Below are 22,540 nucleotides of genomic sequence, written 5' to 3' on the forward strand. Positions count from 1 at the left end.
CGACATCGGCATGCCGGTGGGGCTGACCTTCGCGGGCCGCGCCTACGACGACAACCTGCTGCTCCAGCTCGCCGCCGCCTTCGAGACGACCGGGCACCGCCGCACGGAACCGCCGCGCACCCCGCGCCTTCCGGCTGCCTGACGATTCGTCAGAATTGCTTGAAGGGGCCCCGGTTCATCTCTTCGTGACCACGGGATGACGGAACGGGGAGGCCGCTTCCACCAACGGTGGAGGCGGCCTCCCGGGCCTCCCCGGCCTCCCTGCCTCCCTGCCTCCCTGCCTCCCGGGAGCCGCTCGCCCGACCCGCTCACAGCCCCGGGACTCCGGCCCGCCGCACATGCAGTTCGGAACGGACGAGTTCGAGGAGGCGGCCCGCCCAGTTGCGGCCCCGGCCGGCGTTGTCGCCCCAGAAGTCCGAGGCCATGTCGTCGTAGATCACGGTGGCGTAGTCCGTCGCCAGCAGGATCTCGGCCAGCTCGGGATGCTGGTCGTACTTCGCGCGCAGCAGACGCGTCATGACGGCGGTCCGGGCGTGCTCCCAGCCCTCGCGGCGCGGCTCCCCGGCCGCGAGCCTGCGTGCCGCCGCGGAGTCGTCCGCCGTCACGATCGCCGCCCGGACCTCGGGCCGGGCCGCCGACAGGGCCCAGTAGGCATGGGCGACGGAGGGGTAGGTCACGTCCGCCACGGTGATCGGGGCGGGGTAGTCGTTGCGCAGGCCGCGCTTGCCGGGGTCCTCCACCGGCTCCCCCGGGTACCACTGGTAGAGCTGGACCGCCGGGGCGTGGGGGGCCGCCGGTCCGTCCGCCGGGACACGGGTGGGCCGCTCGGCCTGCCAGCGGGCCCGCTCCTCGAAGTACGCGAGGGCGCCGGCGTAGTCCTCCTGCGTGACCGTTCCGTCGAACGACAGGTAGGTCCGGCCGCCGGGCCCGGCCACCAGGATCCGCAGCGGCCGGTCCTTGCTGTCCATGTCGCCCAGGGCGTAGCGGCGCTGCGACTCCGGGACGGCCAGGAAGGCGGCGCGGGCCGCGGCCCGGTTCTCCTCGGTCCGGTCGGCGAGGAAGGTGTCGACGGCAGCGAGGCAGCGGTCGGTCGAGTCGGGGCGCCCGTTCAACTGGTCGATGGTGTCGCGGATTTCGGCGAGCAGCAGCTCGGGTGTCAGCCAACTCTCCGGCTCGCCGAACTTCCAGTCCGCCAGGTCGTGCGCGGAGGCCTCCCCGCCCTCCGGGAGGGTGGTGGCCACCCAGCCGGTGCGCAGCTTCTCCTCGAACTCCTCGACCGTGACGAGTTCCCAGCAGTCGATGAGCCCGTCGGCGTAGATGAAGAGGTCGGTGAGGAAGTAGTGGCCGCCGTTGTGGATGAAGGCGTGCCGCCAGGTTCCGGGTATGCGGACGCCGTCCGCGGTGCGATGGGTGATCTGCTTGCCGATCATCCCGTGATTGTGTCGCGGTGGACGCCGAACGGCTCCCGGTTTTCCTCCGAGCCGGGTGGAGGCCGGGTCGGCGGCCGCAGTCCCGCGCGGGCGACGCGGGTCGGTGTCGGGCCGGCGGGTCAGCCTCGGGCCGGGGCTGCGACCGCCGCGGGCCGGTCATCGTCGCCGTGCCAGGTGGGCCGGCCGAGCAGGCGGGGGCGCTCGGTGACCCAGGCGCCGGTGTCGGTGCCGACTTGACGAAGTTGACCGCCATGCACCAGGGCTGGTCCGCCGCCACGGCCGGGACCCGGTTGCGCAGCCACTTCACCGCCTGGCCGGCGATGACCGGGTCGATCCTGAGCCGGGACACAACCGACCAGGGCCGTCCGGGTGAGACTCCCGGAGCGCGCGGCGGCGCCGTGACTTCCCCCTCCCCTCCCGGCGGGACCGTCGGCGAGGAGGGGGTCCCCGGGACGGCCCGGCCGGCGAAGGAGCCCCGCCGGGGAATCCGGCGGGGCTCCTTTCTTTCCACGGTGGATCCCGTACGGGCCGGCGGCTGCCTCAGCCCGCGGTGCCGGCGAGGCCCGCGGTGCCGGTGAGGCCGGCGAGGCGTTCCGCGACTGCCCGTGGGCTCGGCATGGCCGCGATCTCGGCGCTGACCTCTCGCGCGGCCCGGGTGAGCTCGGTGTCGGTGAGCAGCCGGGTGAGCAGGGCCGGGCCGATGTCCTCGGCGGCGGCGCGGAGGCCGGCGCCCCGGTCCCGTACCGCGTCCGCGTTGATGAAGCGGTCGGAGCCGTCGGGGAGGACGAGTTGCGGGATGCCCGCATCCAGTGCGCCCAGGGCGGTGCTGCTGCCGCCGTGGTGGATGGCGGCCGCGCAGGTCTCCAGCAGCGCCCGCCACGGGACCCAGCCGTAGGCGCGGACGTTGTCCGGCAGGGTGTCGAGCGTGCTGAGGTCGAGGTCCCCGGTCGCCAGCACGAACTCCGCGTCGATGTCGGCGGCCGCCTCGATCACCCGCTCGATCCTGGTCAGGCCGTCCGTCTTGGGCGGAACGGTGCCCAGCGTCACCGCCACGCGCGGGCGGTGGGCGGGCACGGCCAGGTCGGCGGGGAGGCCGCCCTCCCCGTTGTAGGCGACGGGCCGCATCGAGCAGCCGTACCGCTCGTCCCCGGCCATGCTCGGTGGCGCGAGGTCGATGACCTCGGCCGGCTCGGGCAGCCGGTCGATTCCGTGCCGGGCGAAGGTGTCCGCCATCTCCGCGAGCATCAGCGCGCGCAGCTTCGGGGTGCGGACGAACCCGAGGTCGTGCTGGACCGCGGGCACGCCGAGGCGGGTCGCCGCGAGCAGGGCCACCGGGAACTGGTAGTCGTACACCACCAGGTCCGGCCGCCACCGCTCGGCGAGCTCGACCACGTCGTCGGCCACCCGGCTGTTGACGAGGGCGGCCAGCGGGACGAACGCCTCGCGATCGGCCGAATTGCTCTCGACCACCCGCTGCATCAGGTCGGGCCGCTGGGTGCGGCCGGCCTCTCTGATGACCTTGCGCCAGTCGAGCCCCGGCGCGATGGGCAGGTACGGCAGACCGGCCCCGGCGACGTCTTCGCCACCGTCCATCGAGGCCGTCGCGACCTCGTGGCCGAGCTCGTGCATCGCCCTGGCCAGCGGGACCAGCGGGAAGAGGTGGCCGATGCCGGGTACGCCGGCGAACAGTACACGCATGGAGGAACCTCGCTCGGAGGGATGGGAGTTGGGGACGAGGGGTTGGCGGGGTTCAGGAGGCGGCCCGGTGCAGGGCGGCTTCCATCCCGTTCAGCACGGCGTTGCAGTCGCGCTGCAGGGTGGCGGCGTCGACGGCGCTCAGCAGGTAGACCCCGAGCCAGTTGCGCGAGCCCGCGGACGGGTCGAAGGCGGGGACCGTCCGGCCCGCGGGCATCGCGAAGGCGGGTACGGCCTCGATGGTGCTGCCCGGGGAGAGCAGGCTCTGCCAGTCCACGGCCTGCGGGTTCCAGACCGGGCTGCTCCGCCAGGGCGCTCCCGAGGCGTCGGCCGGGACGACGGCCAGCGACGCGGCGGCCCTGACCCCGTCGGTGAGCATGGCCTCCGGGTAGTCCACCCGCTCGCCGAGCAGCTGCCGGACCAGCATGCCGATCGGGTCGAGCCCGAAGACCTCGTGGACCTGCCTGGTCGTCAGCAGGCCACCGAACCTGGCCGCGGTCTCGATGACCACCAGCTCGCCGTCCTTCATCAGCTTCAGCTCGGTGTGGGTGCCGCAGTTCTCCAGCCCGAGCGCGTCGACGGCCTGCCGCGACACCTCCTCGATCCGGCGTTGCAGCGGCACCGGCAGGACGGAGGGCGAGGTGCTGGCCACCTCGACGAAGGACGGCACGGTCGGCAACTTGGCGGTCATGGCCAGCGGACGGTAGACGCCGTCCGCGACGATCCCCTCCACGCTCACGTAGTCGCCGTAGCCGGGCTCCTGGTACCAGCCCTCGGTGGAGCCCTGGGCGATCGTCTCGACCAGGCGGTCCCGGTCGGTGTCCTCGGCGTACAGCTCGTTCATGCCGACCTGGCTGCCCGCCCGCAGTCCGCTCTCGATCCCGGCCCATGCCGGGGCGGCCTCCTCGACCGAGTCCAGCACGATCTGGGCGACCGACCCGGCGCCCCAGGCCGGCTTGAGCAGCAGCGGGGCTTCGAGTTCGGCCAGTGCGGAGGTCAGGTCACCGAGGCTGTCGACCCGGCGGAACGCGGGTATCGGCACCCCGGCGGCGGCCCAGGCCTCCCGCATCAGCCGCTTGTCCCTGGCGCGGACGATCCCCTCCCCCGGACCGGCCAGGTGGAGACGGCTCGCGGCGTGCGCGACGGCCAGGACCGCGAACTCCGAGAGGGTCAGCAGCGCGTCGGCCCCGATGGCCTTCGCGTACTCCACGATCAGCTCGACCAGTTCGTCGCCGCGCGGCGCCTCGGGCACCAGCTCGATGCTGGTACAGCTGGGCCGCCACACGTCCTCCCCGGACGTGGGCAGCGGCGCCAGCGCGAGGACGTGCAGCTCGCCGCAGGCGGCGATGCGCGGGAAGGCGTACTCCAGCGGGGCGCCGCCCTTGACGTAGACGTACAGGATCTTGTTCAACGTACTTACTCCTGAAGGAAGTTCAATCGTTCGCGGGCGTGCCGGAGCCACGCCGCACCGGCCCGCGGCAGGTCTGCCCGCGGCGTGTCGGCTCGCGGCGGCGCGTCGGCCCGCGGCTCGTCGGCCCATGACAGGCCGGGCCGCGGCACGCCGGGCCGGTGCGGTGCTCCGGCAGCGTCAGTCGGCGGTGCGGAAGGGGCGCAGCTGCAGCAGGCTGATCCGGTCGCCCTCGATCGCCCACTCGATGTCGACAGGGGCCCTGTACGTCTCGTCGGGCGAGAAGTGCGACTGCAACAGCCTGCTGATCAGGGCCAGTCGGCGCACGAGGTCCTTGGTCGCGGCATCCAGGTCGGTGGCGGCGGTGCCCAGCGAGACCGTCCGGCTTCCGCCCTCCATGGTGTTGCACAGGTACTGGAGCGGGGCGCCCCGGCCGGTCACCACGTCGGCCACCGAGCGCGGCGAGATGTTGAGGTAGACGTCGCGGAAGTCCTGCGGGCTCAGCGGGTTGCAGGTGACCAGGACGCCGCCGACGGTGGATCCGACCTGCTCCTGGACGACCACGCCCATCCGGCAGTGGTCCAGGGCGATGCCCGCCTGGCGCCGCAGCAGCACCGCGCGCGGCGAGAAGAGCGAGGCCCAGACCTCCCGGACGGCGTCGAGGACCGCGTCCGTGCCGCTGACGTGCGCCACCGATTCGTAGAGTCCGGCGGCGGAGAAGCCGGACAGGTCCTCGGCGTTGGAGGAGCTGCGGACGACCTGGACGGTGGCGCCGTACAGGTGGCGGTCGATCGCCCGGTCGACCTCGGCGCGGATCGGGTCGGGCAGCGGGGTGCTGCGGATCAGCCGCTGCACGTCGAGGCAGAGTTCCTCGATCCGCGACGTCTCCGCGTGGAGCGACGCCCGGCTCGGACCCCTCTCCCTGAGTGACGTCCCCTCCTGGGGCGAAGTCCCCTCCTGGAGAAGGGAGTCCAGCCGGTCGACGGCGTTCCGGAGCTCCGCCGAGGAGTCGAGGAAGCGCTGCTGGAGGGAGAACGGCAGCACGATCCCGCGCGGCACCTCGGCGTACTCCTTCACCAGGAGCTGCGCGGCGGCGTTCAGCTCGGCCCCGTCCGCGTCCTCCGGGAGGCCGAGTTGCCGGGCCAGGTAGCGCAGCAGGTCGGCCCGGGGCGGCCGGGGCACCTGGTAGAAGCCGAGCCAGCGGGGAGAGCCGTGCTGCAGCAGGTGGGTGAGTTCACCGAGGTTGGCGGCCTTGGTGCCGAACCGGACGTGGTCCCCCGCGCGCAGTTCGGACAGCGGGGTGATCGGCGTGGGCGTGAGGTCGGGCCGGTCGACGACGATGTGATCGGCCGGCGGAGTCGGCCGGACTCCCCCGTGGCCCTCGCCGCCCTCGCGGCTGCCGTGGCCCTCGTGGCTCCCGTCGCCACCGTGGTCCCCCGGCTGAGCTGCTTCGAGGAGGAGGTCCCCGCCCTCGGCCTCGACCCGGTAGCGCACCCACCGGCCGTCCAGCCCGGCGCGGTCGATCCGTTCGACGGCGCCGATGCCGACGGCGTTGGGGATCCGCCACCCGGCGGCCATCACGTTGATGTGGGAGAGCGGCGTGGTGTGCTCGGTGTGGATGATGCCGGACACCCGGGGGATGTCCTCGGGCACCCGGGGCATCACCACGATGTCGTGCCACTCCAGCGGTTCGGCCTCGGCCCGGTACTCCTCCTCCGAGCGGAACACCCGCAGCCGCCCGTGGGCCTCCCCGGGGTTCAGCGGCACGAACGAGGCCACGGAATAGAGCTCATGGGACAGGACGCGCGGAATCTCGCTCTCCGGAATTCCGGCGAGGTAGCCCTCCTGCTGGTGGCCGGCCGGCTTCAGGACCAGCCGCAGCGAAGGATCGACGTGCTCGCGCACCCGGTGATAGAAGAAGCGCAGCATGTCCTGGGACATGGTGTCGACGTCGACCGTTTCCAGGGACAGGAAATCCTCGGCCTCGTGGCCGCTTTCCGTGGGCCGGTCGGCGCGGCCGGTATGGCGGGCGAGCGTGCCGAGATAGAAGCGGCGGTCGGGATTCCGGTAGACGTCGTCGTTGAACGAATCGAGCCTGCCGGCGAGTTCGTCGATCGACATGCCGAGGATCTCGCACGCGATGTAGCGGACATGGAGAGTGCCGTCGGCACTGTCGATGAAGTGAAGCACCGACTCGTCGCAGTCGAGCACGATCTTCACATAGGGATAGCCGCCGACCTGGCCGGCGAGCTCGGAGAACTCCTCAAGGGTGAGCTTTTCGTCCAAGAAGCGGGGCCGCGTGGTCGCGTCGTTGCGATCCGAACGGGTCATGCGCACAGAGTTCAGCCATTCGTCATCGTGTACACGATCCGTGCACACCTGTTGCAGAAGGGTCGGGTACGACCACGCCCACACTGCCATTCGGTATGAACGTTTGACGAATGATCATGCGACATCTGGCCATCATGCATCGATCCGGCCATAAGAATCCGGTCAAGGAAGCCACGACTCCGCATAAAGCTGTGGCAAAGGTCACAGCACGGGACGGCGGGCTCGTGACGGGCAATCGGGGATTTCCGGAAGTGTTGATTCCTGAACGACTGTACGACCTCGGAGGGCTGCGCACTCGCCCACCTCGCCCGTCGGCAATGCCGACAAGTGGATCGAATCATTCCTCCGAATTCCGGGCTTCCCGGCCGCGCCGAATGTCAGCCGTTCCGGACGGGGCGCCGCATTCGTCAACCGAGCGTGCGGTCCAGGTTGAAAGCGGCGCTGATCAGCGCGAGATGGGTGAACGCCTGCGGGAAGTTCCCGAGCTGCTCACCGGTCGGCCCGATCTCCTCGGCGTACAGGCCGAGGTGGTTGGCATAGGTGAGCATCTTCTCGAAGGCCAGCCGGGCCTCCTCCACGCGTCCGGCGCGGGCGAGGGCCTCGACGTACCAGAAGGAGCAGATCGAGAAGGTGCCCTCGGCCCCGCGCAGACCGTCCGGGCTGGCCTCCGGGTCGTAGCGGTAGACCAGCGAGTCGGAGACGAGTTCCGCGCTCAGCGCGTCCAGGGTCGACAGCCACTTGGGGTCGCTCGGCGAGATGAACTTGGCCAGCGGCATCATCAGCACGGAGGCGTCGAGGACGTCGCCGCCCAGGGTCTGGGCGAACGCCCTGCGGTCGGCCGACCAGCCGCGTCGCATGATCTGCCGGTAGATCGCGTCCCGGCTCCGCTGCCAGCGAGGCAGGTCCGCCGGCAGCCCGCGCCGGTTCGCCAACCTGATGGCCCGCTCGATCGCCACCCAGCACATCAGCCGTGAGTACAGGAAGTCCTTCCGGCCGCCCCTGGTCTCCCAGACGCCTTCGTCGGGCTGGTCCCAGTGGTCGCAGAGCCAGTCCACCACGGCACCGACCTCGTCCCAGTGCGCACTGCTGATCGGCTGCCCCCACTTGTCGTACAGGTAGACGGAGTCGATCAGCGCCCCGTAGATGTCCAGCTGGAGCTGGCCGGTGGCCGCGTTCCCCACCCGCACCGGGGCGGAGCCCAGGTATCCCTCCAGGTGGGACAGCTCGCGCTCGGGCAGGTCGCCGCGCCCGTCGATCCCGTACATGATCTGCAGCGGTCCCGTGGCGCCCGCGCCGCCCCGCAGGATGCCCCGGTCGGAGAGGAAGCCCATGAAGGCCTCGGCCTCCGCGGTGAAACCCAGCCGGAGCATGGCGTAGACGCAGAAGGCCGCGTCCCGGACCCACACGTACCGGTAGTCCCAGTTGCGCTCGCCGCCGATCCGCTCGGGCAGGCTCGTCGTCGGCGCGGCCACGATCGCACCGGTCGGCGCGTAGGTGAGCAGTTTCAGCACCAGCGCGGAGCGGTGCACCATCTCGCGCCACCGCCCGTGGTAGCGCGAACCGGCCAGCCAGCGGCGCCAGAACCGCACCGTCGCCTCGAACTGCTCCTCCGCCTCGGCCCGGGGACACGCCCGCGGGGCCAGGTCGCCGCCGACCCGGTCGAGGGCGAACACCGCCGACTCGCCTTCGAGGAGCTTGAAGTGCGACCCCACGTCCACGCCCTCGCGTTCGAGCGGCACGGTGGCCGTCAGCGCGAGCGCCATCGAGGGGGACTCGAAGACGGCCTCGTGGGCCCGGACGCTCACGGTGTGCGGTTCGGATCCGTAGTCGAAGCGGGGAGCCACCCGCGCCCGGAACGGAAGCGTTCCCCGGGCACACACCACCCGCCGGATCAGCCGGTGGCGACCGGCCTCGCGCGACTCGTCCACGACCGGCATGAAGTCCTGGATCTCCGCCACCCCGTCGGTGGCAAAGAACCGGGTGATCAGGACGTTGGTGTCGGGGAAGTAGAACTGCCGGGTGCGCGTCGGCACATCGGCGGCCAGCTCGAACGACCCGCCCCGGTCGGCGTCGAGGATGGACGCGAAGACGCTGGGGGCGTCGAAACGCGGGCAGCAGTACCAGTCGATCGTGCCGTCGGTCCCCACCAGCGCGGCGGAGCGGAGATCGCCGATCAGGCCGTGCTCGGCGATCGGCAGATAGCGCGAGCCGTCCGCCGGCCCGAATCCGGTGCCCTGCAGTGCCATACCGGCCTCCCTACCGCCGCGGCGTGGACGCCGGGCAGAGCCGTGCCCGTTGACGGTGGAACACCGCCGTCGCGGACCTTGTTCCGGCTCACCCTGCGTATCGGGGGGCGGGAGCGGCCACGGGCCGACCCGCAGGGGTCCCCGAACGCAGGGGTCCTCGAACGCAGGGGTCCTCGAACGCAGGGGTCCTCGAACGCAGGGGTCCTCGAACGCAGGGGTCCGCTCACGCAGGGTCGGTGAACACCGCGAGCGCGGCGTCCCGGACGTCCGGCCGCGGGTGGCGGCGCAGCGCGTGCAGCACCTCCCGCCACTCGGCGGGCCAGCCCAGCTGCGCCCCCGTGCTCGTCAGTGCGACGGCGAACAGGCCGGGCGCGAGTCCGTCGTCGGCGGCCAGTCGGCGGGCGGCCGCCAGCGCGTGCTCCGGTGCCTCCCGTCGTCCGTTGCCCTGGCGGTTCAGTGCGTCGGCGGCGGCCACCGCCAGCACCGGACGGTCGGCGACCAGGACGGCCAGCTCGGCGACGCGCTCGCCCAGGTCCGGTGCGTCGAGGTCGAGCGCCTCGACCAGTCGCCGGGTGGCCTCGGGCAGCAGCGCGGGTTCGGTGAGCAGAATCGCGGCGACCTCCCGCCGGGTGGCGCGGACGGCCCGCGCGGTGGCGTTCGGGCTCCACATCCAGCCGGTGAGCGCGTCGATCCGCCGCCGGGCCGGCTGGTCGCGGCCGGGAAACTCCGGTTCCCCGGCCCGCAGGGTCTCGATCAGGGCGGTCAGGGCATCCGCCAGGACGCTGCCCGGCGCGCAGCCGCCGAGCGGGTGCGGGGCGTCCGACAGGGCCATTCCGGTCAGCGCGCGGGCCGCTCCCTGGCAGCGGTCCTGCTCGGCGAGGTCGGTCACCAGCGGGACGAGTGCCCGCACCGCCCCCGGCGCGTACCGGCCCCAGGAGACGAGCTGCCCCTGCGCGGGTGAGGCGGTGAGGAGGTCGGCGTCGACCGCCAGCCGGGCCATCAGGCCGGCGAACGCCGGGCGGTGCTCCGCGGCTGTCCGTTCCCCGCTCAGGTGCAGGACCAGTGCGTTCCGCAGTCCCTCCGGCCCGTCGGCAGCGTCGGTGAGCACGTCCCACAGCGGCAGGTCGGCGATCCGGTCACCGACCGTCGCCAGCACCGCGGCGCGGACGTCGTGGTGCTGCCCCGGCGCGGTGTACGCCTCGCGCAGCAGGGCGGCCGCCTCGTCCAGGAGCAGGTGCGCGGCGGCGAGCCGGACGGCCTGCTTGCGGCTGGTCACCTTCGCCGCCGGATCGAGCGCGATCCGCCGCAGCGCGGGGCCCAGTTCGGAGCTCCGCGCGAACCGGGCCGCGCGGCCGGCCGCGTGGAGGGCGACCCGGGCGCGGTCGTCGGCGGCGTGGGAGAGCAGTTCGGGCAGCGCCCCGGCGGGGCGCTCGGTCCAGGGCAGCGCGGCGAGCGCGGCCTCGGCGAGGACGGTCTCGGCGGAGCCCGCGTACCGGCGCAGCAGGGCCTCGCCGTGGACGGGGATCCGGGCCGCGGCGCGCAGGGCGGCGGCGCGCTCGGCCAGGGCCCGGGTGGGGTCGCCGACCGTGCGGGCGAGCCGTTCGGCGGCCGCGTGCTGCTGTGCGGGGAGCCAGCGGTCCGCGTCGGCCAGGTCGGTCGGGGTCAGGGGGGTGTCGAGCAGGGGCCCGAGCAGATCGGTGCGGATCCGGGTCAGGACGGCCCGCACCGGGGCCAGGGTGACGGCCGACGGCCTGAGCGCGAGCAGCCGGGCCACGCGTTCGCCGCCGGTGGCGGGGTCGCGCAGCAGCGGTGCGGCGGCCCGTTCGACGGCACGGTCGCCGCCCGAGCGCAGGACGCGCTCCAGCAGTTCGGCGAGGGCGGGAGCACGTCGTGCCCGGTCGCCGAGCGTCCCGGCCAGCGCGAGCAGCAGTGCGGCGTCGCTGGATCGGGCCGAGCGTTCCAGGGCGGCCCACAGCGCGTCGACCACAGCGGCCTCGCGCCGGGGCGGGACGGTGAGGCCGGCGCCGTCGGTCCGTTCGAGGGTGCGGACGGCCCAGGCGAGCAGTTCGCGGGCCGGCCCGCCCACGTGCTCGCCGAGGACGGCACCGGCGAGACGGCCGAGTGCGGTGCGCGTGCGCGCCGAACAGTCCCGGGCGGCCAGGGCGTCGTCGGTGAGCCGCTCCAGCGGGCCGGCGGCGGCGTCGTCGAAGAGCCGCGGCGGCACTCCCGCGACCTCCTCCAGCGCCGTGCCGCGGACCGGGTCCTGCTCGTTGCGCAGTCGGGTGAGCAGTTCGAGCGCCTCGGGCAGGGCGCCCGGTTCGCCGGAGAGTGCGGCCTGCCGGACCAGCTGTGCCCAGGCCCAGCCCCGGTCCCAGGCGTCGGCCACGCGGGTCTCGGCCAGCAGCCTCGGCCGGGCCTCGGCGACCGGCAGCAGGACGAGCGGGACGACGTCCTCGCTGTCCGCCGCCAGCCGGGCCCGCGCCCGCACGTGCCGCTCCTTCGCGGGCAGCACGGCGAGGACGTCGACGGAGTACCAGGAGCGGTACGGCCCGGGCTGCGCCGCCACCTCGTCGTAGAAGGCGGCCCGCCGGGCCGGGGGCAGCTGCCGCAGCAGCGCGAGGTGGCTCCCGTGGTGGCGGTGCGCGAGCGCGGCGAGTCCGTCCGGCCGGGCCGCGGCCAGCCGACGGGCCACGCCGGCGCGCAGCGGCGGCTCGTGGCGGTGCCGGTCGATCGCGAGCAGCAGGCGGACGGTCCGCTCGGCGGAGACGGCGGCGAGGCCGGCGAGCCGGTCGCGCAGCGGGCCGGGCAGGCCGGCCACGGGGTGGCGCTCCAGCAGCTCCAGCATCCGGGCCGGTTCGCGGCCCGCGGCGGCGGCCAGGCCGAGGGCGTGCCGGTGCCAGAAGGTGCGCCTCAAGCCGTACGGCAGGTCGGCGAGTTGACGCTCGGCCTCGTCCAGCACCGCGCCCGGGTGGCGGTGTCCGAGCGAGGTGGAGAAGGCGATCGCGTGGGCCAGCGCGGGCAGTTCGGCGGCGACGGCCTCGGTCGAGCAGACCGGCAGCAGCCGGGCCGCCTCGGCGGCGCCCCAGCGCTCGCGGACGACCGGCACCAGCCGCTCGGCCACCGCTGTGCGCCCGGCCCGCAGGACGGCGCGGGCCAGCTCGTCGCGGACCGCCTTCGGGGCGGTGAGCATCGCGGCCTCAAGGTCGCCGTCCGGGAACGGCAGCTCCCCGATCGCCCGGTGCGCGTAGCGCCGCACGACGGGGTCGGGGTCGTCGATCCGGTCGATCAGATGGCGCGCTTGCCGTCCGGCGAGGGCGGCGAGCGCGGCGAGTCGGCGTTCGTACGGGCCACGGCCGTCCAGCTCGGCGAGCAGGGCCGTCAGGTCGGAGGGGGCGAGGGCGGCGGCGGTACGGGCCACCTCGCGCAGCCGGAGCGGATGGGGCAGTGGTTCGACGGCGGCGAGCAGCCGGTCGGCAGTCAGGTGAGGCATCGGCGCCGATTGTGCCCGACGGGCCCGGCCCGGGCATCCGGTTTTTCACGGCGGTACGCCAGCCGACGGCCCGGCCCGGGCCGGGCCGGGCCGGGCCGGGTTCAGGCCGGCCCGGGTCCGGGTCGGTTCGGCGGGGGTCGGCTCGGGCCGGGGCTGCACGCCGACGGGCGTCCGGTCATTCCGGCTCGGTCGGCAGGGTCCGGGCGAGCCACTCCCGGACGGCCTTCGCCGTCGTGCCCACGTGTTCGTCGAGGATGGAGTAGTGGTCGCCCGGCACGTCGCCGGCGCGCAGCTGCAGGGTCGGGACGGTCGGCTCCGGCTCCTGGCGGTCGAGGAAGATGCGGGCGTAGGCGCCCATGGCGGCGAGGGCGGGCTCGTCGAGCCTGGTGGCGCTGCGGGCGGCCAGTTCGGCGAGCCGGCCCTCGTCGCGGACGGGGTGGGTGTCGAGCAGGACCACCGCCTCGGCGCCGACGCGTTCCGCGACGGCTTGGGCGACCAGCCCGCCGGAGGAGCGGCCCAGGAGCACGACCGGGCGGTCGAGTCGCCCGATCGAGGCGGCGTGGGTCCGGACGAGGCTCTCCACGTCCTCGGGGACGGGGCCGCCGTCGTACCCCGGGTGCGGGAGCAGCCACAGGCCGGGCAGGTGCCGGGCGAGGAGGGCGTACTCCCCGGGGGGAGAGGTGAGGGCGGGGAAGCAGACGACGGCCGGGCCTTCGCCGGCGCTGAGCCGCCGCGGGGCGACGGACGGGAGGGTCGTCGCCGACGGCAGCGCCCAGGAGGCGGAGACGAGCAGGTGCATGGCCTCCTGGGGCCGGCCCAGTTCGCACAGTTTGCGGTACAGGAAGGTGAGCGTCCCCGGGGCCGGTGGTGGGCGCAGCTGCTCGGCGAGGGCCCTGGGGGTGGCGGCGTCGAACACCACCGTGGCGGGGAGGCGCAGGCCGGTCCGTTCCTCCAGTCGGTTGCGCAGTTCGATGGAGGTCAGCGAGTCGAAGCCGAGGTCGGGGATCGGGGTGTCCGGGTCCACGTCCGGGTAGCTGAGGACGGCGGCGACCTCGGCGCGCACCATCTCCAGCGTGCCGGCCGGCGGGGTCGGTTCCGGTGTGCTCCGCGGTTCCGGACGGTGCGGGTGGTGGGGCTGGTCGGGGCAGGCGGGCTCGGTCGGACCGTTCGGGTGGTCGAAGGCGATCGGTACCAGGACGGGTTCGTCGGTGCCCAGTGCCGCCTCCAGGAGTGCCAGGCCCTCGGCGGGCGCGAGGGGCAGCAGGCCGGCGGCGGCCGCCCGGTCGGCCATCATGCCGATCGTCCAGGGCCCCCAGGCCAGGGAGAGCGCGGGGAGTCCCAACCGCCGCCGGTGGCGGGCGAGTTCGTCGAGAGAGCTGTTGGCCGCCGCGTAGTTGGCCTGCCCGGCGTGGCCGAGTACACCGGACGCCGAGGAGAACAGCACGAAGGCGTCCAGGTCCCGGTGTGCGGTCAACTCGTGCAGCTGCCAGGCGGCTTCGGCCTTGGGGCGCCACACCGTCGCCAGGCGGGCCGGGGTCATCCACGTCAGGATGCCGTCGTCGAGCACTCCGGCGGTGTGCACGACGGCCCGCAGGTCCTCGATGGAGTCGACCAGTGCGGTCAGCGCCGCCCGGTCGGTGACGTCCAGGCGCGTCTCGCCGCTGCGGCCGGCGACGACGACGCGCACTCCCCTGCCCCGCAGGTGCTCGGCGACCGCCCGGCCCAGTGCGCCGCCGCCGGTGACCAGGACGGTGCCGCGCCAGGTGAAGGTGCCGCCCGGCACGGGGACCAGGTTCGCGCGTTCGGCCACCGTGTCGGTCCGCCCGTCGCCGAGTTCGGCCAGGGTGAACCGGCCCGGGTGCTCCGTCTGCGCGACCCGCACCAGGCCGGCCACCGCCGCTCCCGCCGGATCTCCCGGCCGTACCAGGACGGTGAGGTGCTCGTGGTCGGCCTGCAGTTCCCGCAGTGCGAGCGCCAGGGCGGCGGGGGCGTCGCCGGGCCGCACCTCGTGGACCCGACCGCGCGGCCGGCCCGGGGTCCGCTGCCACTCCGGGCGGAACAGCGCGCCCCGGCCGGCCCCCGGCACGGGGTGGCCGGTCGGACGCGGTCCGGTCGAGCGGGTACCGAGCGGACCGGTTTCGGCCGCAGGGGTACTCGTCGAACGGGGTCCGAGCGCGCGCACGGTGAGTGATTCGACGCAGGCCACCGGCCGGCCCTCGTGGTCGGCGACGGCGATCCGCCCGTCACGGATGCGGACCCGCAGCCCCGTGGCCCCCCGCGCCAGCAGGTGCACCCCGCGCAGGGCGAACGGCACTCCCCCGCCGAGCAGCCGCGCCGGGTGCAGCGCCGCGTCGAGCAGGGCGGGGTGGAGCGCGAAGCGCCCCGCGTCCGGGAAGTCCCCGCGCACCTCGCCGAAGAGGTCGTCGCCGCGGCGCCACATCCTGGACAGCCCGCGGAACGCCGGTCCGTACTCGGCGTGGTCGACGTCGAGTTCCTCGGCCTCCGGCGGGGGCCACGGGCCGATGTCCACCGGCGGCGCGGGGCGGGAGTCCAGCCGGCCGCTGGCACAGAGGACGCCGTTCGCGTGCACCTCGAACGGCCGCACGCCACCGGTCCCGGGACGTACGACGATCTCGGCGCGCCGGGTCTCCGGCAGGCGCATCACCGTGTGCAGGACCAGGTCGTCGACGGTGCCGCAGCCGGCCCGCTCCCCCGCGTACAGCACCATTTCCAGGATCGCCGTGGCGGGCACGACCGCCGTTCCGTCGACGACGTGGTCGAGCAGCCACACGGGGGTGAGGTCGGCGGTGCACACCACCTCCCCGGAACCGGGCACGACGACGGTCGACTCGATCAGGGGGTGCTCGGCGGCGCGGTCGAGCCAGTAGCGCCGGCGCTGGAAGGCGCGGGTGCCCCGCAGCCGGGCCGCCGTCCGCGCGGGGTCGGTGGTGGGGATGACACCCTCGATGCCCTCCACGCCCTCCACGCCCTCGATGCCCTCGACGTCCTCCATGCCCTCGATGCCCTCGACGTCCTCCATGCCCTCCAAGTCCCCGACGCCCGGGCCCAGGTCGACGAGGGTGACGCCGTCGACCGCGGCCACCTGCTCGGCGAGGCCGACCGTCTCGTGCCGGCGCCGCAGCCAATGCTCCGGATCGTCCGGGCGGGCGCCGATGACCGGAATGAGCGGCGGGCGGTACGTCAGGGTCCGTGCCGTCTCCGCGAACTCCTCCGGCCCGCGGGCGGTGAGCAGCCTCGCCGCGCCGGGCAGGGACAGGACTCCGGCCACGTGAGCCGCCGCGATCTGCCCGGCGCCGTGCCCGATCAGCGCGTCCGGGCGGTACCCCCAGGACTCCAACAGGCGGAACAGCGCCACCTCGTGGGCGAACAGGGCCGCCCGGGCGAGGTCCGTCCGGTGCGCCGGGTCCGGTGCCGTGTTCAGCACCGGATCCAGCTGGGCGCGCGCCTCCTCGAACGCGGCGGCGAACACCGGGTACTCGGCCGCGAGGTCCCGGGTCGTCCCGCGCTGCCGCGCCCCCTGCCCGGGGAACAGGAACGCCACGCGCAGCTGCTCGTACTCCTCGACGATCACATGGGCGTTGGTCCCCGAGATCCCGAAGGCCGACACCGCGGCCCGGCGCGGACGGTTCTGCGTCGGCCGGGACGCCGACCGGCCCACCGAGCGGGACGCCGGTCGGCCCGTCGGCCAGGGCGTCGGCTCGGTGACCAGCCGGACGGCCCCGGCGGACCAGTCGACGTGCGGGCTGGGCTCGTCGACGTGCAGCGTGGCGGGCACGGTGCGGTGCCGCATCGCCATCACGGTCTTGATCACGCCGGCGACCCCGGCGGCCGCCTGGGTGTGCCCCAGGTTGGACTTGACCGTACCGACCAGGAGCGGCGCCGACCGGTCCCGGTCCTGGCCGTAGGTGGCGAGCAGCGCGGCCGCCTCGATCGGGTCGCCCAGGGCGGTGCCGGTTCCGTGGGCCTCGACCACGTCCACGTCGGCGCCGGTCAGCCCGGCATCGGCCAGCGCCTGCTGGATCACGGCCGCCTGGGCGGGGCCGCTGGGCGCCGTGAGGCCGTTCGACGCCCCGTCCTGGTTGACCGCGGAGCCGCGCAGCAGGGCCAGGATCGGGTGACCGTTGCGCAGCGCGTCGGACACCCGCTCCAGGACCAGCAGCCCCACCCCCTCCGACCAGGCGGTGCCGTCGGCGGCGGCGGAGAACGGCTTGACCCGTCCGTCCGGGGCCAGGCCGCGCTGCCGGCTGAACACGACGAAGCTGTCCGGCGTGGCCATGACGGTCGCGCCGCCCGCCAGGGCCAGGTCGCACCGGCCGTCGCGCAGGGAGTCCGCCGCGAGGTGCGTGGCGACCAGCGAGGAGGAGCAGGCGGTGTCCAGGGTGAGCGCCGGGCCGTGCAGTCCCAGGTGGTAGGCGATCCGCCCCGAGGCCACGCTGCCCGCCGCGCCCAGGGCGAGTTGGGCCTGGAGCTGGTGGGCGCTGCCCCGGAAGCGGCCGGCGTAGTCGTTGTACATCAGGCCGACGAAGACGCCGGTGTTGCTGCCGCGCAGCGATTCGGGCGCGATGCCCGTCCGTTCGAACGCCTCCCAGGCCGTCTCCAGCAGCAGTCGCTGCTGCGGGTCGGTGGCCAGGGCCTCGCGCGGCGACATGCGGAAGAACGCCGCGTCGAAGTCGGCCGCGTCCTTGAGGAAGCCGCCGCGGGTGACGTAGCTGGTGCCGATGTGGTCGGGGTCGGGGTGGAACAGGTCGTCCAGGGGCCAGCCCCGGTCGGTGGGGAACTCCGTGATCGTGTCCCGGCCGGCGGCGACCACGCGCCAGAGGTCCTCGGGGCTGCTGATCCCGCCGGGGTAGCGGCAGGCCATGCCCACGATCGCGATCGGCTCGGTGGCCGCGGCCCTGCGGGCGGGCGGTGGCGGGCCGGCGGCCGCGCCCGTGAGGTAGTCGGCCACCGCGCGGGGCGTGGGGTGGTCGAACACCAGGGACGGCGGCAGGGCGACGCCCAGGTCCGCGCCCAGCCGGTCCCGCAGCCGTACGGTGCCGAGCGAGTCCAGGCCGGCTTCGGCGAACGGCTGGTCCGCCCCGGGCGACCGGCCGGTGATCCCCGCGGTCTCCCGCCGGACCACGTCGAGCAGGTACTGGTGGCGCAGCCGCCGCCGCGCCGGCTTGCCCGAGGAGGTCTGCGGGATCCGGCTGACGGGGCGGATATCCTGCGGCACCCGGTGCGGTGGCAGCAGGCCGCGACAGTAGGCCAGGAGCGCCGCCGGATCCGCGTCGCCCACCACGTAGGCGACCGGTACCTCGCCGAGCACCGCGTCGGGCTCTCCCGCCACGGCCACCTCCCGGACGCCGGGGTGGCGGGCCACGATCTGCTCGATCTCGGCCGGGTGGACGTTCTCCCCGCCCCGGATGATCACGTCGCTCGCCCGCCCGGTCACCACCAGTCGGCCGCCCTCCTCGTGGCCGAGGTCCCCGGTCGCGTGCCACCCGTCGGCGCCGGGCATCCGCACCCGGAGCTCGCCGTCGACGAACCGGGTGTCGATCCCGGGCAGCACCACGCCGTCGACGGCGATCTTCCCGGACGCCTCCGTGCTGCCGTAGCCGTCGTGCAGCTCACGCCCGAACGCGCGGCGGAACCGGTCCCGCAGCTCCTCCGGCAGCGGGGCACCGGCGGACAGGCAGCGCGGCGGCAGCGGCGCCCCGGCGTCCAGGAGCTGGGTGAAGACCGTCGGGACGCCGCCCAGGGCCGTGAACGGCGTCCGGCGCAGCAGGGCGGCCGCCCGGTCCGCGGTGAACCGGTCCATCACGTAGGCGCTCGCGCCCAGGGCCAGCACGCCCACCACGCACATCGAGTGCCCGAACGCGTGGAACAGCGGCAGCGGCCAGAGCAGGTGGTCGTCACCGGACATGCCCAGCTGTCCCCGGTAGGCGAGATCGGCCGACCGCAGCCAGGCCCGCTGCGCCGACAGCACGCCCTTCGGGTCCCCGCCGGTCCCCGACGTGTAGTGCAGCCAGGCGGGCTCGTCCGGTCCGAGGTCGTCCCGCGGCGGCGTACGGGTGGCCCCGAGCAGTTCGTCGACGGTCACCACGCGGGCGCCGGCCACCCGCCGGACCCGCGCCAGGTGCTCGCGGTCGGTGACCAGCACCTCGGCGCCGCTGTCCGCCACCCGGAACCGGAGGTCGTCCTCGCCGCTTCGCGGGTCGAGCAGGACACCGACCGCGGCCGCGCGGGCGACCCCGAGGGTGGCCGTGACGGCGGGCACCCCGCCGGCCAGGCACAGCGCCACCCGGCCGCCGCGCCCGACCCGCAGGTTGCCCGCCACCCGGGCGGTGCGGCGGGCGAGTTCGCCGTAGTCCACCGTGCCGTCGGCGTCGGCGAAGGCGGTCTTGGCCCCGCGATCCGCTGCGTGACGGAGGATCAGTTCATGCACCTTGCACCCCTGTGGTCGGTCACGTGGCCACTCCGTCACGCGGTAACCCGGTAACGCGGCAACGGTGTTCACCGTAGCGAACTCGGAGTCCCGGTCACTGCGCACACCGAGCCCGTGTCTCCCGGCGGCCACCACGACGACGTACGGGAAGGCGAAGCCGCCGACCCCGCGGCCCGATCAGGCTCGCAGGCCCGCGAGTTCGGCCGCGACCGACGGCGCCTCCCGGGCGCCAAGGCTGTCGTACACCGCCAGAGCCTCGCGCAGGCGTCTCTCGGCCGCGTCGACCCGACCCAGGTCGCGCTCGCACCGGCCGGCGCCGAGCAGGGCCGCACCCGTCTGGCGCGGGCTTCCCAGTTCGCGGGCCAGTGCCAGGGCCGACTCGTAGTCGGCCAGCGCGGACGCGGGGTGCGACGGACGCCGCAGTGCGCCCCGGACGTTGAGGGTCTGCGCCTCGCCGTGCCGGTCGCCGATGGCCCGCGCCAGGTCGAGCGCGGCGTCGAGGTCCCGAGCCGCGAGCTCGCGCTCACCAGAGGCCAGCCGGACCTCGGCCCGGGTCCGGAGGGTGTTCCCCTGCCCTCGCCGGTCGCCCAGTTCCTCCGCGATGAGCAGGGAGCCCTCCGCCGCGGTGCCGGCCGGGAAGAGGTCGCCCCGGAGCCGGTGGGCCGCGCTGAGGTGGCGCAGCGCGTGCGACTGGGCCCGCCGGTCGCCCAGTTCCCGGGCGAGGTCCAATGCCTCCTGGTGCGCCAGGGCGGCGGCGGCCGGATCGCCCGCGGACCGGTGCACCGCCCCCAGGTAGTTGAGGCTGTAGACCTGGCCGCGCCGGTCGCCCAGCTCGCGCGAGATCCGCAGCGCCTCGTTCTGCAGGTCGAGCGCCTCGTCGGCCCGGCCGGTCAGCGACCGCAGCACGCCGAGGGCGTGGATGATGTAGGTGCTGCCGCGGCGGTCACGGATCCCGCGGGAGAGCGCGAGGGCCTGTTCGACGAGGCGGGTCCCGGAGTCGTAGTGACCGGTCTGGCGGTGGACTATCCCGAGATTGGCGAGGGCGACGGCCTCGCCCCGCCGGTCGCCGAGGTCGTGGAAGAGTTCGGCGGAGCGGGCGAGTTCCGCCTTGGCCTCGTCGTAGCGACCGACCAGGCGGTGGGCCACGCCGAGGTAGTTGAGGGCACTGGCCTCGCCTGCGCGGTCCCCGTTCTCGCGGAAGATCGGTACGGCCTCGTCGTGGGCGGCGATGGTGGCCGGGTAGTCACCGGTCTGGCCGTGGACCGCGCCGAGGTCGTTCAGCACTCGTGCTTCGAGCCGGCGGTCGCCGACGGCTTGGGCGACGGCCGTCGCGGCGCGCAGGTCGTCCGCCGCGCCCCGGTAGTCGCCGCCCAGGCGCCGCACCAGGGCGAGGTTGGTGAGGGCCTCGATCTGGAGAGTGGGCTGTGCCGACTGCCGGGCGCAATCGGCCGCCGCCGAGTGCAGGGCGACGGCCTGGTCCCAGGGGCCGACGAACCGCAGGAACCCGCTGAGTGCCTGGGCCAGTACGACGACGCGGTCGGGGTGGCCGTGGTCGGCGCAGTACCGAGCACAGGCCAGCAGGTTCGCGATCTCGGTGTCCAGCCAGTCCCGAGCCGCCTGGGCCTCGCGGGCCGTGTCCGCGCCCCCGGGCGCCGCTCCGGGCGCGATGGCGGCGACGGCGGCCACGGCGCGTTCCTCCAGGAACGTGAACAGCCGCTCCCGTGCCGCGTCCCGGTCGGCCGGTTCGTCCTCGTCGGTGAGCAGGCCTGCGTACTCCCGGACGAGGTCGTGCATCCGATAGCGGCCGGGCGCGGACTCGATGAGCAGGTGGTCGTCGTACAGGTGCTCCAGTTCGTCGGCCGCGTCGTCGGGGTCATTGCCGTGCAGTGCGGCGGCGATCTCGGCGTCGCACTCGGTGCCCGGGTTCAGGCTGAGCCGGCGGAAGAGTGCCTGGCGATCCTCGGGCAGCTCCCGGTAGGAGAGTTCGAAGGCCGCCGCGACGGCCACGTTGCCGGCGCGCAGCCGGGAGAGCCGCCGTCTGGCCCTGCCCAGGTCGGCGGCGAGGTGGGCGAAGGACCAAGTGGGGTGGTTGCGCAGGCGGCCGGCGACCAGGCCGACCGCCAGCGGCAGCCGGCCGCAGTGTTCCACGACGGCCGCCGCGGCGGCGGCCTCCGCCCCCTCCGCCGTCCGTCCCGAGCGCCCGCAGAGCATCTCGACGGCCGTCGACTCGTCCAGGATGTCGAGGGACAGCACCACCGTGTCCGGCAGCGCCGCGAGCCGGCGCCGGCTGGTGATCAGCACCAGGGACTCGGCCGCGTTGGGCAGCAGCGGCTCGACCTGACTGTGGTCGACCGCGTCGTCGAGAATGAGCAGTACGCGCTTCGAGGCCATCCGGTCCCGCCACAGGACGGCCCGGGCGTCGATCGTGGACTGGCGGTCGGGGCCGCCGGGGATCAGCTCGGGCGACACGCCGCTTGCCGACAGCAGGGCGACCAGCCCGTCGGCCGGATCCACCGGGGACTGGCCGGGGGTGTGCCCGTGCAGGGGCAGGAACAGCTGTCCGTCCGGGAAGCGGTCGGCCAGCCGGTGGCCGAGGTGGACGGCGAGCGCGGTCTTGCCGACGCCCGGCATCCCGCCGATGGCGTGGATGTCGATGACCCGCCCGGCACCGCTCGCCCCGATGACCGCGTCGCTCAGTCGGGCGAGTTCGCGGTCCCGGCCGACGAAGGCGGAGAGGTCTCGGGGAAGGGTTCGCATGGCTGCCGCCAGTGTCGATCGAATGGCTGACGAATGGTCAGTACCCGAATACGATGACACGTTGATGTCGGCCAGGCCATGTCGGCGGAGGATTTCGGCCACGGCGGCGTCTGCCAGGACGGCGTCGACCGGGACGGCGGCCAGCCGGTCCGCATAGCGCAGCGGGTCCACCACGACCACGGCGAGCAGGGCCGACGGGGCGCCGTCGCGGGCCACGGTGCAGACCGGCCCGCCCGAGATGCCCGCCCAGCCCGATCGCCCGTCCCTCGTCCGGATCGGTGCAGATGCCACGGTGAGCTGGAGTCGTCCGGAGCGGGCCCCGCTGAGCGGATTCACCGTCGCGAGCACCTGGTCGACGTCCCGCCAGCGGCCCGCCATCGCGTCGGGAAACCCGCCGACCTGCACCCGGTGCCCAGGCTCGACGTCCGTGATCCGTGCCCACGCGACCGGCACCGGGGCCGACGGCGGCACCCACAGCGGGTCGACGATCTCCAGCAGCGCGGCGTCGACGCCCTCCTCCGGCCCGTCGTAGCGGATCCACCGCGTCCGGGCCCGTACCGCCCGTTCACTGTCCAGGGCCTGTACCCGGGGCTCGGCGGTGAAAACCTCACCCGACCTCAGGACGTGGGCGGCGGTCAGCACCAACCGGTCGGCGACCAGATAGCCGCTCCCCCTGGACTGTTCGGAGAGCACCTCGACAACCCGGCAGCGGTCCATTCGGCAAGCCCCCGACCC

General features: G+C 74.5%; 8 protein-coding genes. All 8 read right to left on the reverse strand.

Annotation, left to right across the window (positions count from 1 at the left end):
* Positions 1–308: 308 nt before the first annotated feature.
* On the reverse strand, positions 309–1,430 hold the full coding sequence (locus ACFVHV_RS32315) for an NADAR family protein (RefSeq protein ID WP_380355838.1): 1,122 nt from the start codon (positions 1,428–1,430) through the stop codon (positions 309–311).
* A gap of 540 nt (positions 1,431–1,970) precedes the next feature.
* Positions 1,971–3,128: a nucleotide disphospho-sugar-binding domain-containing protein gene (locus tag ACFVHV_RS32320; RefSeq protein ID WP_380355841.1), complete on the reverse strand. Its 1,158-nt coding sequence runs from the start codon at positions 3,126–3,128 to the stop codon at positions 1,971–1,973.
* 52 nt (positions 3,129–3,180) lie between these two features.
* On the reverse strand, positions 3,181–4,536 hold the full coding sequence (locus tag ACFVHV_RS32325; RefSeq protein WP_359899697.1) for an ATP-grasp domain-containing protein: 1,356 nt from the start codon (positions 4,534–4,536) through the stop codon (positions 3,181–3,183).
* Between the two features lie 177 nt (positions 4,537–4,713).
* Positions 4,714–6,864 (reverse strand): PEP/pyruvate-binding domain-containing protein, encoded by a 2,151-nt coding sequence (locus ACFVHV_RS32330; RefSeq protein WP_380355843.1) that lies wholly within the window; start codon positions 6,862–6,864, stop codon positions 4,714–4,716.
* 407 nt (positions 6,865–7,271) lie between these two features.
* Positions 7,272–9,110 (reverse strand): glycoside hydrolase family 15 protein, encoded by a 1,839-nt coding sequence (locus tag ACFVHV_RS32335; RefSeq protein ID WP_380355845.1) that lies wholly within the window; start codon positions 9,108–9,110, stop codon positions 7,272–7,274.
* 223 nt (positions 9,111–9,333) lie between these two features.
* Positions 9,334–12,600: a hypothetical protein gene (locus ACFVHV_RS32340; protein WP_380355847.1), complete on the reverse strand. Its 3,267-nt coding sequence runs from the start codon at positions 12,598–12,600 to the stop codon at positions 9,334–9,336.
* A gap of 175 nt (positions 12,601–12,775) precedes the next feature.
* Positions 12,776–19,048 (reverse strand): beta-ketoacyl synthase N-terminal-like domain-containing protein, encoded by a 6,273-nt coding sequence (locus tag ACFVHV_RS32345; protein WP_380355851.1) that lies wholly within the window; start codon positions 19,046–19,048, stop codon positions 12,776–12,778.
* 177 nt (positions 19,049–19,225) lie between these two features.
* Positions 19,226–22,522, reverse strand: coding sequence for a tetratricopeptide repeat protein (locus ACFVHV_RS32350; RefSeq protein WP_380355854.1), 3,297 nt, complete (start codon positions 22,520–22,522; stop codon positions 19,226–19,228).
* Positions 22,523–22,540 lie beyond the last annotated feature (18 nt).

It is taken from the genome of Kitasatospora sp. NPDC127116, assembly GCF_042677365.1.
In the GTDB taxonomy this organism is placed as follows: Bacteria; Actinomycetota; Actinomycetes; order Streptomycetales; family Streptomycetaceae; genus Kitasatospora; species Kitasatospora lactacystinica.